Origin of the sequence: Nocardioides yefusunii (genome assembly GCF_004014875.1) — a bacterium.
Classification (GTDB): Bacteria; Actinomycetota; Actinomycetes; order Propionibacteriales; family Nocardioidaceae; genus Nocardioides; species Nocardioides yefusunii.
The window spans coordinates 2,147,442-2,160,778 of record NZ_CP034929.1 but is presented as its reverse complement, the minus strand read 5'-3'; the positions used below and the strand labels follow the sequence as shown (position 1 = coordinate 2,160,778).

At 67.0% G+C, this 13,337-nt stretch carries 12 protein-coding genes and 1 pseudogene; 12 read left to right on the top strand and 1 reads right to left on the bottom strand.

What is annotated here, in order from left to right:
• Positions 1 to 4 precede the first annotated feature (4 nt).
• The 6 genes from hisD to hisF are packed head-to-tail and all read left to right on the top strand — an operon-like array spanning position 5 to position 5,240.
• Positions 5 to 1,321, top strand: a complete 1,317-nt coding sequence (gene hisD / locus EOV43_RS09775) for a histidinol dehydrogenase (RefSeq protein ID WP_128221119.1) — start codon at positions 5 to 7, stop codon at positions 1,319 to 1,321.
• A 5-nt stretch (positions 1,322 to 1,326) separates the two neighbouring features.
• Positions 1,327 to 2,418: a histidinol-phosphate transaminase gene (locus tag EOV43_RS09770; protein ID WP_128222254.1), complete on the top strand. Its 1,092-nt coding sequence runs from the start codon at positions 1,327 to 1,329 to the stop codon at positions 2,416 to 2,418.
• Positions 2,415 to 3,047 (top strand): imidazoleglycerol-phosphate dehydratase HisB, encoded by a 633-nt coding sequence (gene hisB / locus EOV43_RS09765; RefSeq protein ID WP_128221118.1) that lies wholly within the window; start codon positions 2,415 to 2,417, stop codon positions 3,045 to 3,047. The genes EOV43_RS09770 and hisB overlap by 4 nt, the downstream gene beginning before the upstream one ends.
• On the top strand, positions 3,044 to 3,679 hold the full coding sequence (gene hisH, locus EOV43_RS09760; protein WP_128221117.1) for an imidazole glycerol phosphate synthase subunit HisH: 636 nt from the start codon (positions 3,044 to 3,046) through the stop codon (positions 3,677 to 3,679). The genes hisB and hisH overlap by 4 nt, the downstream gene beginning before the upstream one ends.
• A gap of 44 nt (positions 3,680 to 3,723) precedes the next feature.
• A complete protein-coding gene (gene priA / locus EOV43_RS09755; protein WP_128221116.1) occupies positions 3,724 to 4,482 on the top strand; it encodes a bifunctional 1-(5-phosphoribosyl)-5-((5-phosphoribosylamino)methylideneamino)imidazole-4-carboxamide isomerase/phosphoribosylanthranilate isomerase PriA in 759 nt (252 codons plus the stop codon).
• The gene (hisF, locus tag EOV43_RS09750; RefSeq protein WP_128221115.1) at positions 4,479 to 5,240 is read left to right on the top strand and encodes an imidazole glycerol phosphate synthase subunit HisF; all 762 of its coding nucleotides are present in this window, start codon (positions 4,479 to 4,481) and stop codon (positions 5,238 to 5,240) included. The genes priA and hisF overlap by 4 nt, the downstream gene beginning before the upstream one ends.
• A gap of 193 nt (positions 5,241 to 5,433) precedes the next feature.
• Here the strand turns inward: hisF and EOV43_RS15995 are convergent.
• A pseudogene (locus EOV43_RS15995) lies at positions 5,434 to 5,772 on the bottom strand (hypothetical protein); the annotation flags it as partial.
• Positions 5,773 to 6,388: 616 nt separating this feature from the next.
• On the opposite strand from EOV43_RS15995, the gene EOV43_RS09745 reads away from it, so the two are divergent.
• The 6 genes from EOV43_RS09745 (at position 6,389) to EOV43_RS09720 (ending at position 13,323) form a co-directional block, all read left to right on the top strand.
• On the top strand, positions 6,389 to 7,483 hold the full coding sequence (locus EOV43_RS09745; RefSeq protein WP_128221114.1) for a hypothetical protein: 1,095 nt from the start codon (positions 6,389 to 6,391) through the stop codon (positions 7,481 to 7,483).
• A gap of 106 nt (positions 7,484 to 7,589) precedes the next feature.
• Positions 7,590 to 8,093 (top strand): TIR domain-containing protein, encoded by a 504-nt coding sequence (locus tag EOV43_RS09740; protein WP_128221113.1) that lies wholly within the window; start codon positions 7,590 to 7,592, stop codon positions 8,091 to 8,093.
• A gap of 2 nt (positions 8,094 to 8,095) precedes the next feature.
• The gene (locus tag EOV43_RS09735; protein WP_128221112.1) at positions 8,096 to 8,950 is read left to right on the top strand and encodes a macro domain-containing protein; all 855 of its coding nucleotides are present in this window, start codon (positions 8,096 to 8,098) and stop codon (positions 8,948 to 8,950) included.
• Positions 8,947 to 9,378, top strand: coding sequence for an HIT family protein (locus tag EOV43_RS09730; RefSeq protein WP_128221111.1), 432 nt, complete (start codon positions 8,947 to 8,949; stop codon positions 9,376 to 9,378). Before EOV43_RS09735 ends, EOV43_RS09730 begins: the two co-directional genes overlap by 4 nt.
• Before the next feature lie 247 nt (positions 9,379 to 9,625).
• Complete coding sequence (locus EOV43_RS09725) at positions 9,626 to 11,479, top strand: ABC transporter ATP-binding protein (protein ID WP_378528777.1); 1,854 nt, start codon at positions 9,626 to 9,628, stop codon at positions 11,477 to 11,479.
• A 2-nt stretch (positions 11,480 to 11,481) separates the two neighbouring features.
• Positions 11,482 to 13,323, top strand: a complete 1,842-nt coding sequence (locus tag EOV43_RS09720) for an ABC transporter ATP-binding protein (RefSeq protein WP_239022305.1) — start codon at positions 11,482 to 11,484, stop codon at positions 13,321 to 13,323.
• Positions 13,324 to 13,337: the final 14 nt, after the last annotated feature.

The window sequence follows — 13,337 nt, the reverse complement described above, 5'->3', positions numbered from 1 at the left end:
GGGCATGATCCGCCGAATCGACCTCACCGACGCCGCGCCGTCCGTTGACTACCGCGGGAGCGTCCCCCGCGCCGAGTTCGATGTCGAGGCGGCAGCCCATGCCGTACGCCCGGTGATCGAGGCCGTCAAGACCCGTGGTCTCGACGCCGTTCTCGAGTACACCGCCAAGTTCGACGGCGTGGAGCAGACCGACATCCGCGTCCCCGTCGAGGCGCTCACCGAGGCTCTGGAGGGCCTGGACCCGGCCGTGCGTGCCGGCCTGGAGGAGTCGATCCGTCGTCTCCGTCTCACCTGTGCCGCCGAGCTCGAGGCCGACGTCACCACCGAGCTGGGCGAGGGTGCCCTCGTCACCCACCGCAAGGTCCCGATGGACCGCGTGGGCCTCTACGTCCCCGGTGGTCTCGCGCCGCTCGTGTCGTCCGTCGTCATGAACACCGTCCCGGCGCAGGTCGCCGGTGTCGGCTCGATCGCGCTGGCTTCCCCGCCGCAGAAGCACAACAACGGCCTGCCCGAGTCGACGATCCTGGCTGCCTGCGCGCTGCTGGGTGTCGACGAGGTCTACGCCGTCGGTGGCGCCCAGGCGATCGCGATGTTCGCCCACGGTGCAGGCGACTGCGCCCCGGTGAACCTCGTCACCGGTCCTGGCAACATCTACGTCGCCGCTGCGAAGCGTGAGCTGCGGGGCGTCGTCGGCATCGACTCCGAGGCCGGCCCGACCGAGATCGCGATCCTCGCCGACGACACCGCCGACGCTGCGTTCGTCGCTGCCGACCTGATCTCCCAGGCCGAGCACGACCCGATGGCCTCCTCCGTCCTCGTCACCGACTCCGTGGCCCTGGCCGACGCCGTCGTCGTCGAGCTGGAGAAGCAGGCCGAGGCCACCAAGCACACCGAGCGCATCCGCACCGCCCTAGGCGGTCAGCAGTCCGGCATCGTGATCGTGCGTGACGTCGAGCAGGGCATCGCCGTCGTCGATGCCTACGCCGCCGAGCACCTCGAGATCCACACCCGTGACGCCGACGCCGTGGCTGCACGCGTCCGCAACGCCGGTGCGATCTTCGTGGGTTCGTTCGCCCCGGTCTCCCTGGGTGACTACTGCGCCGGTTCCAACCACGTCCTCCCGACCGCCGGATGTGCCTGCCACTCCAGCGGCCTCTCGGTGCGTGCGTTCACCAAGTCCGTGCACGTGATCTCCTACACCAAGGCCGCGCTGGCCGAGGTCGCCGACCACGTCGTGACGCTGGCCAACGCCGAGGACCTCCCGGGGCACGGCCAGGCCGTCTCGGTCCGTTTCGCCGGTGAGGCGGGTGGCGAGAAGTGACCACCCTGCCGTGGCCTCCGCTGCGTGACGCCCTGATCGGCGACGAGCCCTACGGTGCTCCTCAGATCGACGTCCCCGTCCAGCTGAACACCAACGAGAACCCCTACGGTCCCTCGCAGGCCTGCGCCGACGACATCGCCGAGTCGGTGCGTGCCGCCGCGCTCACCCTCAACCGTTACCCGGACCGCGAGGCGACCGCGCTGCGCGAGGGTCTGGCCGAGTACCTGAACGCCGACGGCGGCCAGGGCCTCACCAGCGCCAACGTGTGGGCAGCCAACGGCTCCAACGAGATCATGCTGCAACTGCTCCAGGCCTTCGGTGGCCCGGGCCGCACCGCACTCTCGTTCGCGCCGACGTACTCGATGTACCCCGAGTACGCCCGTGACTCGCTCACCGAGTGGGTCTCCGGCAAGCGCGAGACCGACTTCTCCCTCGACCTCGACGCCGCGCGCGCCAAGGTCCTGGAGGTGCAGCCGGCCGTGGTGCTGCTGCCCAGCCCCAACAACCCCACCGGCACGGCGCTGCCGCCGGAGGCCATCTCGATGCTCTGCGAGGCTGCCGGCAACGGCGTCGTCGTGATCGACGAGGCCTACGGCGAGTTCCGTCGTGAGGGTGTCCCGAGCGCGCTGGAGCAGCTGCCCCAGCACCGCAACCTCGTGGTCAGCCGCACCATGAGCAAGGCGTTCGCCCTGGCCGGAGCCCGCCTGGGCTACCTGGCCGCAGCGCCGGAGATCGTCGACGCCGTGCGCGTCGTGCGCTTGCCCTACCACCTCTCCGCCGTCACCCAGGCTGCCGCGAGCGCGGCCCTGCGTCACGCCCCGGAGCTGCTGGGCAAGGTCGCCGACCTGCGCGTCGAGCGCGACGAGTGCGTCACCTGGCTGCGTGAGCAGGGTCTTCAGGTGGCCGAATCCGACGCCAACTTCGTCCTCTTCGGCACCTTCACCGACCGCCACGCGGTCTGGGAGGGGCTGTTGAAGCACGGAGTTCTGATCCGCGAGACGGGTCCCGATGGTTGGCTCCGGGTGTCGATCGGCACCCCGGACGAGATGAAGCAGTTCAAGAACGCCCTGGTGGCTGTGATGGAGGAAGCACGATGAGCCGTACCGCTCGCATCGAACGGAAGACCAAGGAGTCGTCCGTCCTCGTCGAGGTGAACATCGACGGCACCGGCAAGACCGACGTCTCCACCGGAGTCGGCTTCTTCGACCACATGCTCGACGCGTTCGGTCGTCACTCGCTGGTCGACCTCACCGTCAAGACCACCGGTGACACCCACATCGACGCCCACCACACCGTCGAGGACACCGCGATCATCCTGGGTCAGGCGCTGCGTCAGGCCCTGGGCGACAAGAAGGGCATCCGCCGCTTCGGTGACGCCACCATCCCGCTCGACGAGGCGCTCGTGCGTGGCGTCGTCGACTTGTCGGGTCGCCCGTACTGCGTCCACACCGGCGAGCCGGAGGGTCAGATCTACGTCGCCATCGGTGGCGACTACCAGGGTTCCCTGACCCGTCACGTCTTCGAGTCGATCTCGTTCCACGCCCAGATCGCGCTGCACGTCAACGTGCTCGCGGGCCGCGACCCGCACCACCTGGTGGAGGCGCAGTACAAGGCCTTCGCCCGTGCGTTCCGTGACGCCGCGGCCTTCGACCCGCGTGAGACCGGCGTTCCGTCCACCAAGGGCACTCTCGAGGGTGACGGTTCCGAAGCCGGAGCCACCGCGTGAGCAAGCCTTCCGTCGTCGTTCTTGACTACGGCTCCGGCAACCTCCGGTCGGGCGTCCGCGCCCTGGAGCGTGCCGGTGCCGAGGTCACCCTGACGAGTGACTTCCAGACCGCACTCGACGCCGACGGCCTCCTGGTCCCCGGTGTCGGTGCGTACGAGGCCTGCATGAAGGGTCTGCGCGCCATCAAGGGCGAGCGGATCATCGGTCGTCGCCTCTCGGGCGGTCGTCCGGTGCTGGGCATCTGCGTGGGCATGCAGATCCTGTTCGGCAAGGGTGTCGAGCACGGCGTCGAGACCGAGGGCTGCGACGAGTGGCCCGGCACGGTCGAGCGCCTGCAGGCCCCCGTCGTCCCGCACATGGGTTGGAACACCGTCGAGGTGCCGCAGTACTCGAGCCTCTTCGCGGGTGTGGAGGACGAGCGTTTCTACTTCGTGCACTCCTACGGCGTGCGGAAGTGGGAGCTCGTCACCAACGACCGCACCGAGGCGCCGAAGGTGACCTGGGCCGAGCACGGCGGTGACCGTTTCGTCGCCGCGGTGGAGAACGGTCCGCTGAGCGCCACCCAGTTCCACCCCGAGAAGTCCGGTGACGCCGGCGCCACCCTGCTGCGCAACTGGGTCAAGAGCCTCTGAGTCCTGCGCTCCTGCGCTCGGCTCGCTTCCCCTGAGAAGGACACATGACGAACTACCTCCAGCTCCTCCCGGCCGTCGACATCTCCGGCGGCCAGGCCGTTCAGCTCTCCCAGGGCGTCGAGGGCACCGGCGGCCAGTACGGCAGCCCGCTCGAGCAGGCTCTGCGTTGGCAGGAGGCCGGCGCTGAGTGGCTGCACCTGGTCGACCTCGACGCTGCGTTCGGCAAGGGCGACAACTTCGAGATCAAGTCCGAGATCGTCCGCACCCTCGACATCAAGGTCGAGATGACCGGCGGCATCCGTGACGACGAGTCGCTGCGCAAGGCCCTGGCCACGGGCTGCGAGCGCGTCAACATCGGTACCGCTGCGATCGAGAACCCCGAGTGGTGCGCCCGCGCGATCGCTGAGCACGGCGACCGCATCGCCATTGCTCTCGACGTGCGCGGCACGACGCTGGCCGGTCGCGGTTGGACGTCGGAGGGCGGCGACCTCTACGAGACGCTCGCTCGCCTCGACGCCGAGGGCTGCGCCCGTTACGTCGTCACCGACGTCAACAAGGACGGCATGCTGCAGGGCCCCAACGTGGAGCTGCTGCGCAACGTCTGCGCCGCGACCGACCGTCCGGTGATCGCGTCGGGTGGCATCTCCACCATCGACGACATCGCTGCTCTGGCTGCGATCGTCGACCTCGGTGTGGAGGGTGCCATCGCCGGTACCGCGCTCTACGAGGGGCGTTTCACCCTCGAGGAGGCTCTCGCGATCACGCTGCCGCAGGAGCGTCGTCGTGGAGGTGCGGGCGCATGAGCCTCGCCGTTCGTGTCATCCCGTGCTTGGACGTCGACGGTGGTCGCGTCGTCAAGGGCGTCAACTTCCAGGAGCTGCGCGACGCCGGTGACCCGGTGGAGCTGGCCCGGATCTACGACGCCGAGGGTGCCGACGAGCTGACGTTCCTCGACATCTCCGCCTCCCACGAGGCGCGTGCCACGACGATGGAGATCGTTTCGCGTACTGCGGAGCAGATCTTCATCCCGCTCACCGTCGGTGGTGGCGTGCGTGCCGTGGAGGACGTCGACCGTCTGCTGCGTGCGGGTGCCGACAAGGTCGCGATGAACACTGCTGCGATCAACCGTCCCGAGCTGATCAGCGAGGTCGCCGACCGTTTCGGCAACCAGGTGCTGGTGCTGAGTGTCGACGCTCGTCGTGCCGAGGGCACCGACTCCGGCTTCGAGGTCACCACGCACGGTGGCCGTAAGTCGGCCGGTCTGGACGCCATCGAGTGGGCGGCCCGTGCCGCTGAGCTCGGTGTCGGCGAGATCCTGCTGAACTCCATGGATGCTGACGGCACCAAGAACGGTTTCGACCTGGAGATCATCGAGGCCGTGCGCCGTGAGGTCTCGATCCCGGTGATCGCCTCCGGCGGTGCTGGTGCGGTGGAGCACTTCGCTCCGGCTGTCGACGCTGGCGCGGACGCTGTTCTGGCGGCCTCGGTCTTCCACTTCGGCACGCTGCGGATCAACGACGTGAAGGGCGCGCTGCGCGAGGCGGGTCACCCCGTCCGCTGAGTGCTCTGTTCCACGGTGAAGGCTGGGGTCCTTTCCTGGGATCCCGGCCTTCATGCGTTGGGGAGCGTGATGTCCACGACGAGGGGGACGTGGTCTGAGCGCTTCGTCGCGACCCAGTCCTCGTAGGCGCCGACGCTGACGGAGACGCCGGGCTCCATGCCTCCGGCAGGAACACGTGATCGATGTGGAAGCCCGATGCTGCCTTCCACTGGTGGTAGAAGGTCGGCTCCGTCAGTGGATCCGTCTCGCCGCGGGCTGTACTGAACGCGCTCACGAGACCGTGGTCCTGCAAGGCGCGTACGTTCTCGGAGTGGTGGCGGGCACTCGTCGCAATGGGGGCGTTGAGGTCTCCGGCCAGCACAACTGGGCCATCCAGCACCGGAAGGGTCTGAGAGATCACCTGCCCGGTCTGTGCCGCGTAGGAGAGCCGTCCCTCGACCCATCCAGGTCCGAGAGCCCAGACAGCAAGGACGGTGAAGTCGACAGGGCCAGTGATCCGAACTGGTAGGAGCCACGGCTGCTCCGGATCCATGGGCAATGTCTCCACACGCCACGGATCGCGTGCCAGGACGCCGATGTGCTTGGAATGCTTGGGATCGTCGACGGCGCGCTTGAGGACTGCCGTGACTTCGCGAGCCTCTCAGAGCCTGGTCTCAAAGGGGCCGCACTCACAGACCACCGCGACGTCGAAGTCCAGTCCGAGCAGGTGGGTGACGTTCCTTTCGAACTTCTCGCAGCAGTTCCAGGCAATAAGGCGCACGTCCGGAGTGTGGCAGAACTCCGGCTCGTCCCTCGGGCACGTGTCGGATGCCGAGCGCCGGTACGTGCTGGCCCGAACGAGGAAGGGTCGGATCGCCTCGAGGGTCCGGGCCCCTGCATCAGTAGCGGTGGTGTGATGCTGCCGCCCTCCATCCCTGCGGCGCCTGTTCCCTGCCATAAATGTCTGTGAGCTGAAAGACAAGGGCGACGACACCGACCAAGCCCGGCACGGCGTCCTTGACGGTGCCGCCCGGAAACGACATCGTGGCGCCGTGCCAGACTCGAAGCGCCCAACCCGACGAGGATCCAGCGACGATTCCACGGGACACGTCGGCCAGCAACGTCTGCGCGCGGGGGTCCTCACAGGAGTAGTTCTCATCGGAACAGCGGTGACGCTGATGCCGTTTGCGCTGACGTGGTGGAGCGCCGACCCTGCCTATGGCGCTTGGCAGATCGTCCTGCTAACGACCCTCACCAATGTAGGCACGGCGCTGCTATTGGCAGTGGTGATCTTCGTTCTTCAGCGCCACTTCACTAGGGACGTGCGAGGAACCATCGTGGAGGCAGCTAAGGACGAGGTAACTACGCAGACTCGTGGTTTGCGTGAAGAAACGGCGCAGTTGCGGACGCGGCTGGAAGACCTCACGAGACAGGTCGGACAGGAGATGGAACAGCGGGACCAAGAGGCTCACGACGTCGTCACCCGTGCACGTGACGACGTCACATTCGACACTGTGGCGGAGCTATTCGAAGTGGCTGCCGAGGTCGGGGCGCTGTGGTTCGGATCGGTCGTGGTGCCGGGTGGGGAAGACCTCGACGAGCCGCGTGTTCGAATCATGTGGGCGGACCTGTCGAATGTGTGGCGCGGCGGAAACGTCTTCGACAACTACGACGACATGACCTCCCCCGCGATTCAGATCGAGTTGCAACGGCCGGCCGATGTTCGTGGGGGGTGGTCACCAGCCGAAACACTGTGGTTCCCGTGGCAGCGGCCTGCAGATGCCTGGAGTGCTCTCGCTGAAGCTATGGTGGCGGACGGCCATGGACCGCTGGCCCGGCAACTCGATCCAACACTGGCGATGAATCATCTGATTGACGCATTGGAGGCCGCAATCAACGGGCGACGCCACACTCCTGGTAGTTGGATGCGTGGCGCGCTTGAGGAATGGGTGACGAGTGACTGGGCCGTTTCGGACTACGGGCTCGAAAGCCGCGATCATGGATCGATTCCTTCACGGTCGTTTCCCGAACACAACGGCGCTGCGCTGCGCCGCGCAGTCGGCGGTGAGAAGAACGACTTCGATCCGGGGTGTCCGGCTGGTGTCGACGAGCACCTATGGCGGTGCGCGCTAGGCGCCGCGCGGAGCAGGCACTATCGAGCTGTACCTGTTGCGGCCACAAGTGATCGGGGGCCCATCCCCTTCACAACCCAAAGTACTCCGCGTAACGATCCGGCCTGGCCACCGAGTGGCCCGCGATCGTGATGTCGCTGACGATTCATGCGACGGGCTCACTCGACGCCTCTCCGGTCGTGTCGGAGGCCTGCTCTAGGCTCTCGGACGCTAGGGCCAGCCAACTGACAGGACATCCATGAGTTACCGCAACAAGACCTACGTGGCGTTCGCCAGCGAGAACATCCACCTCTACCGGCTCATGGAGGCTTGGCGCGAGAACGACAACATCGACTTCGACTTCTATGACGCCCACGACCTCTTCGTGTCGCGGGACACCAGCAAGCCGGAGACCATCAAGCGCAATCTGCGTGAGCGGATGAAGAACGCCAAGCAGGTCGTCCTTATTGGCACCCATGAGGCAAAGAAGAAGGGAGGTGACGGCAATTCGTTCCTTGCCTATGAGGTGGCCGTAATGATGGAGTTCAACCTCCCTGTAGTCATCGCAAACCACGACGGGGACAAGAACGTCGACAAGAACTTCATCCCCTCGCCCCTCCTCAACGTCGACTATTACACGTTGTCGGTTGCGTTCAGTCCGAAGATCATCAAGTTCGCTCTGGATAACTACGCCGTCTTTTATCCATCCAGTGCCAACACTGGGCCTCACTACTACGAGCAGAAAATCTACGACAGGCTGTGAGCGTGACCCTGACCCGTGATCTCCGCAACCGGCGCTTTTGGCTTGGTCTTGGTACCCATGCCTTCGTCGCGTTGGGTATCGCGGCTAGCCTCCTCGGGCTGTTCGACCTCTTCTGGCCGAACAAGCTCGACAACTGGGATCTGCCCGAGATCCTTATTGTGCCCCTGCTGTCCCTCGGCTACGCGGCGTGGCGGTCCTGGCCGTACCCAGTTGAACAGCACTACTCGACTCCGGATACCAAGATTCGGGTCATTACGGGCGATCTCTTCGACCAAGACACCAATATTGTCATCGGCATGGCGGATACGTTTGACATCGAGACGCCCCACATCATCGCGAGGGGCAGCGTTCAGGGGCAGTTCCTAGAACGCGTGTACAGCCATGACGTGGCAGCACTGCGCTCCGAGCTAGAAGCTGCGCTTGCGGGCAAGACAGTGACTGGGACCGTGGTCAAGGTTGGCAACACCGATCGCTACCCTCTCGGCACTGTCGCGACCATCATTCACCAGCGAAGACACTACTTCTGCCTGGCCTACACGAGCTTGGACGAGCACAACAAGGCCGCATCGTCGATGGGCGTGCTCTGGGAGGCCATGGAACGGCTCTGGGATGAGGTGCGCCGACGCACCAATGGTGAGGCAGTCTCCATCCCTGTCATCGGCCTTGGCCAGTCAGGCATGTCTACCGTGCTCCCGATGCAAGACGCGGTGCGGTTCTTGATCCTCTCCTTCATGTTTGCCTCGAGGAAGGAGCGCGTGTGTGATGAACTTTCCATCGTTGTCCGACCCCGGGACGAGAAGCGACTTGACCTACTTGAGATCCAAGAATTCCTCAGTTCACTACGGAAGTATTCATGAGCCACATTGTCCTTCCGGATGCGTATCCCTGTGCATTTTGCGACTACCTCTCGGGTGAACGGCCCTACACTATTCTGCTTCGCGATGATCTAGCGGCGGTACTCGTGACCCGCGAACAGCGGGGTGTTTCTCACGTCCTTGTGATCCCAATTCGGCACGTTCCCACCGTTCTTGACCTTCATGACGCCGAAGCCCACGCAGTCATGGACCTGACCCGCCGTGTTGCTTCGGCCATCGATCAAGCAGATGGTCGACCTGGTATCAGCATTTGGCAGAACAATGGTGTGGCGGCCCAGCAAGCGATCCCCCACTTCCACATTCATGTTGCAGGGACCGTGCAGGGTGGCGGGACTGAGTGGGATGAGGTCGACGAGCTCACTGTTGAGGACACTGACAAGATCGCTGATCACCTCCGCCCGTACCTGTGACCGCGACGTAGCAAGCCTCGGGGCAAGCAGGGTCCTGTGCGCCGTTCGAGTCGTCAGGCGGGCGGTTTGAGGCGCGCCCACGAGGTGCTGCAATCTGGGCGGAGTGACGTATCTGGGTCAGCGGGCCCACGATGACCAGCAACAGTCGGAGGAGCGGCAACTAGACCCTTCGCAGGCCGTGGATGACTTCGGTTTGGGGAACAAACCCGGCGCGTAGGACGGTTGGCCCGGTGTAGGCCCTGCGAGACTGGGCGCCCCGCTACACCTCTCCCAGGAGCACCCCCTGAGCACTGCAGCACCGCCCGAAGCGCCCAAGGCCACGCGTCAGCGTCGTTCCACCACCGTCGAGGGTTTCCGGGTCCTGGGGGTCGCCGTCCGTCGTGAGCCGGTCGTCTTCTGGCTCTCCACGATCGGCAGCGTCCTGTTCGGTGTCCTCACCGTCGCCGACGCCTGGGTGCTGGGATGGTCCACCGACCACGTCGTGCTCCCCGCGTTCCGCGACGGGGAGATCGGTGTGGGGATGCTCGTCGCCGTCGTCGCACTCTTCGTCGGTGTCGCCCTGCTGCGTGCCGTCGGGATCGTCGCGCGTCGTCTCGGGGCCGGGCTCATGCAGTACCGGATGCAGGCGCACAGCCGCCGCGAGGTCACCCGCAAATACCTCGAGCTCCCGTTCGCGTGGCACCAGAAGCACCCCACCGGACAGCTCCTCTCCAACGCCTCCAGCGACGTCGAAGCAGCCTGGGCACCCATCGCGCCGTTCCCGATGGCGCTCGGCACCGTCGTCATGATGGTCATCGCGGTCGCGCAGATGTTCGCCGCAGACGTCGTCCTCGCCGTCGTCGGACTCCTCGTCTTCCCCGCGGTCGTGCTCGCCAACCTCTGGTACCAGAAGCTCTCCTCGCCCCTCATGACCCAGGCCCAGCGCCTGCGCGCCGAGGTCAGCGAGGTCGCCCACGAATCCTTCGACGGCGCCATGGTGGTCAAGACCCTCGGCCGTGAAGCCCAGGAGACCGAACGGTTCGCCGCCAAGGTCAACGAACTGCGTGACGTCACCGTCCGCGCCGGCAAGGTCCGCGCCGTCTTCGACCCCGTCCTTGCAGCGCTGCCCAACCTCGGCGTCCTCGTGGTCCTCGCCGTCGGCGTCGCCCGCGTCGAGTCCGGCGCCACCGCAGCCGGATCCGTCGTCACCGTCGCCTACCTCCTCACCGTCGTCGCGTTCCCGATCCGCGCCATCGGCTGGCTGCTGGGCGAGTTCCCGCGCAGCGTCGTCGGCTGGCAGCGCGTCCGCAGCGTCCTCGACGCCGAAGGCCGCATGGAACACGGCACCGCCACCGCCCCCACCGGCGACCCCGCCGGAGCCCGCCTCGACGTCACCCACCTCGGCTGGACCTACGACGACGCCGAACCCCTCCTGCGCGACGTCACCTTCCACGTCGAACCCGGCCGTACCGTCGCCCTCGTCGGCGCCACCGCGTCGGGCAAATCGACCCTCACCACCCTCCTGGCCCGCCTCGTCGACCCCACCACCGGATCCGTCGCCGTCGACGGCGTCGACCTCCGCGACCTCGCCGAAGGTGAACTCGCCCGGGTGGTCTCCGTGGTCCCGCAGACCGCGTTCCTCTTCGACGACACCGTCCGCGGCAACGTCACACTGGGTGGTGACTACACCGAGGACGAGGTCCGCGCAGCACTGCGCGTCGCCCAGGCCGAGGAGTTCGTCGACCGACTCCCGCAGGGCCTCGACACCCCGCTGGGGGAGCGCGGCACGTCGCTCTCAGGCGGACAGCGTCAGCGGATCTCCCTGGCCCGCGCCCTCATCCGACGCCCGCGCCTACTCGTCCTCGACGACGCCACCAGCGCCGTCGACCCCGAAGTCGAAGCCCGCATCCTCGCCTCCCTGCGCCACCGCGAAGGCGGGGGAGAAGGCACGACGCTCGTCGTCGTCGCCTACCGCAAGGCCACCATCGGCCTCGCCGACGAAGTCCTCCACCTCGCCGACGGCACCGTCGCCGACCGCGGCACCCACACCGAACTCCTGGCCCGCAACGAGGCCTACGCCCGACTCGTCAACGCCTACGAAACGCAGGAGGACGAGCAGTGAGCATGCGTCCCGGATCCATGGGCGACGCCCGCAGCCAGACCGGCGCGGCACCCGAGGCAGAGATCGGCGCGATCGAGACGATCCGACGCGGCCTCCGCCTCAGCCCCGAACTCCTCACCGGTTTCTGGGTGACGTTCACCCTCGCGCTCGTCGCCTCCGTCGGACAGGTCGTCGTCCCTGTCTCCGTCCAGCAGACCCTCGACAAGGGCCTCGGCGGCTCCGGCGACGGCGGCACCGACGTCAGCTTCGTCGTCACCATGGGAGCCGTCGCGTTCCTCGGCCTCGTCCTCACCAGCCTCGCCCAGTACGGCATGACGAGCCGCCTCTTCGCCACCAGCGAGCGCGGCCTCGCCGGCCTGCGGATCAAGGCGTTCCGTCACGTCCACGACCTCTCCCTGCTCACGCAGTCGACCGAGCGCCGCGGCGCGCTCGTCTCCCGCGTCACCAGCGACGTCGACCAGATCAGCCAGTTCCTCGTCTTCGGTGGCCTGCTGCTCGTCATCTCCGCCGGACAGGTCCTCGTCGCCACGATCGTCATGGCCGTCTACTCCTGGCAGCTCTGCCTGGTGGTGTGGATCTGCTTCGCGCCGCTGTTCATCTCGATCCGCTGGTTCCAGCGCAAGCTCGCCGCCGCCTACGGCACCGTCCGCCAGCAGGCCGGCGTCATGCTCTCGGCCGTCTCCGAGCCAGTCGTCGGCGCCTCAGTGGTGAAGTCCTACGCCGTCGCTGATCGCACCCAGGCCCGCATCGACACCGCGATCGACGAGTTCAAGGCCGCCAGCACTCGCGCCCAGCGCTTCACCGTCTTCTCGTTCTCCCTCGGCGGCATCTCCGCCGGACTCGCCAACGCCGCCGTCCTCGTGATCGGTGTCCTGCTCGGCTTCGCCGGAGACATGAGCGCCGGAGAGGTCCTCGCGTTCGCGTTCCTGGTGACCCTCTTCGTCGGCCCGGTGCAGATGGGCACCCAGATCATCACCGACGCCCAGAACGCCCTCGTTTCTTGGCGCCGCGTCATCGCCCTCGTCGACACCCCCGCCGACGTCGTCGACCCCGACACCACCCCTGACGGAGGCCTCGAACTGCCCCGCGGACCCGTCGACGTCGAGTTCCGCGACGTCACGTTCTCCTACCCCTCCGCACCCACCGACGCCGCCCCCGTCCTGCGCGACGTCTCCCTGCACGTCGCCGCCGGCACCCGCGTCGCGGTGGTGGGGGAGACCGGCTCGGGCAAGTCCACCTTCGCCAAGCTGCTCACCCGTCTCATGGACCCCAGCAGCGGTGAGGTGCTGCTCGACGGCATCGACGTGCGCCGCATCGGTCAGGCGTCCCTGCGACGCAGCGTCGTCCTCGTCCCGCAGGAGGGCTTCCTCTTCGACGACACCCTCGCCGCCAACGTCCGCTACGGACGCCTCGACGCAACCGACGACGAGATCCTCGCCGCCGCCGACGAACTCGGCCTCGCTGACTGGGTCGCCGGCCTGCCCGACGGTCTCGCCACCCGCGTCGGTCAGCGCGGAGAGTCGCTCTCTGCAGGTGAACGCCAACTCGTCGCACTCCTGCGCGCCCGCCTCGCCGACCCCGACCTGCTCGTCCTCGACGAAGCCACCAGCGCCGTCGACCCCGAGCTGGAGATGCGGATCGGACGCGCGCTGGAACGCCTCATGACCGGACGCACGTCGGTCACCATTGCGCACCGCCTCACCACGGCCGAGCAGGCCGACGAGGTGATCGTGGTCGCGGCCGGAGAAGTCGTCCAGCGCGGACCGCACGCCGAACTCGTGACGCAGACCGACTCCGCCTACGGACGCCTGCACGCCTCGTGGATCGCGCAGCAGGGACGATGACCCGCCCGACGATC

Coding starts and splice junctions, on each gene's coding strand:
- hisD (WP_128221119.1), top strand. CDS start 5: ATGATCCGCCGAATCGACCTCACCGACGCCGCGCCGTCCGTTGACTAC.
- hisB (WP_128221118.1), top strand. CDS start 2,415: ATGAGCCGTACCGCTCGCATCGAACGGAAGACCAAGGAGTCGTCCGTC.
- priA (WP_128221116.1), top strand. CDS start 3,724: ATGACGAACTACCTCCAGCTCCTCCCGGCCGTCGACATCTCCGGCGGC.
- hisF (WP_128221115.1), top strand. CDS start 4,479: ATGAGCCTCGCCGTTCGTGTCATCCCGTGCTTGGACGTCGACGGTGGT.
- EOV43_RS09740 (WP_128221113.1), top strand. CDS start 7,590: ATGAGTTACCGCAACAAGACCTACGTGGCGTTCGCCAGCGAGAACATC.
- EOV43_RS09730 (WP_128221111.1), top strand. CDS start 8,947: ATGAGCCACATTGTCCTTCCGGATGCGTATCCCTGTGCATTTTGCGAC.
- EOV43_RS09720 (WP_239022305.1), top strand. CDS start 11,482: ATGCGTCCCGGATCCATGGGCGACGCCCGCAGCCAGACCGGCGCGGCA.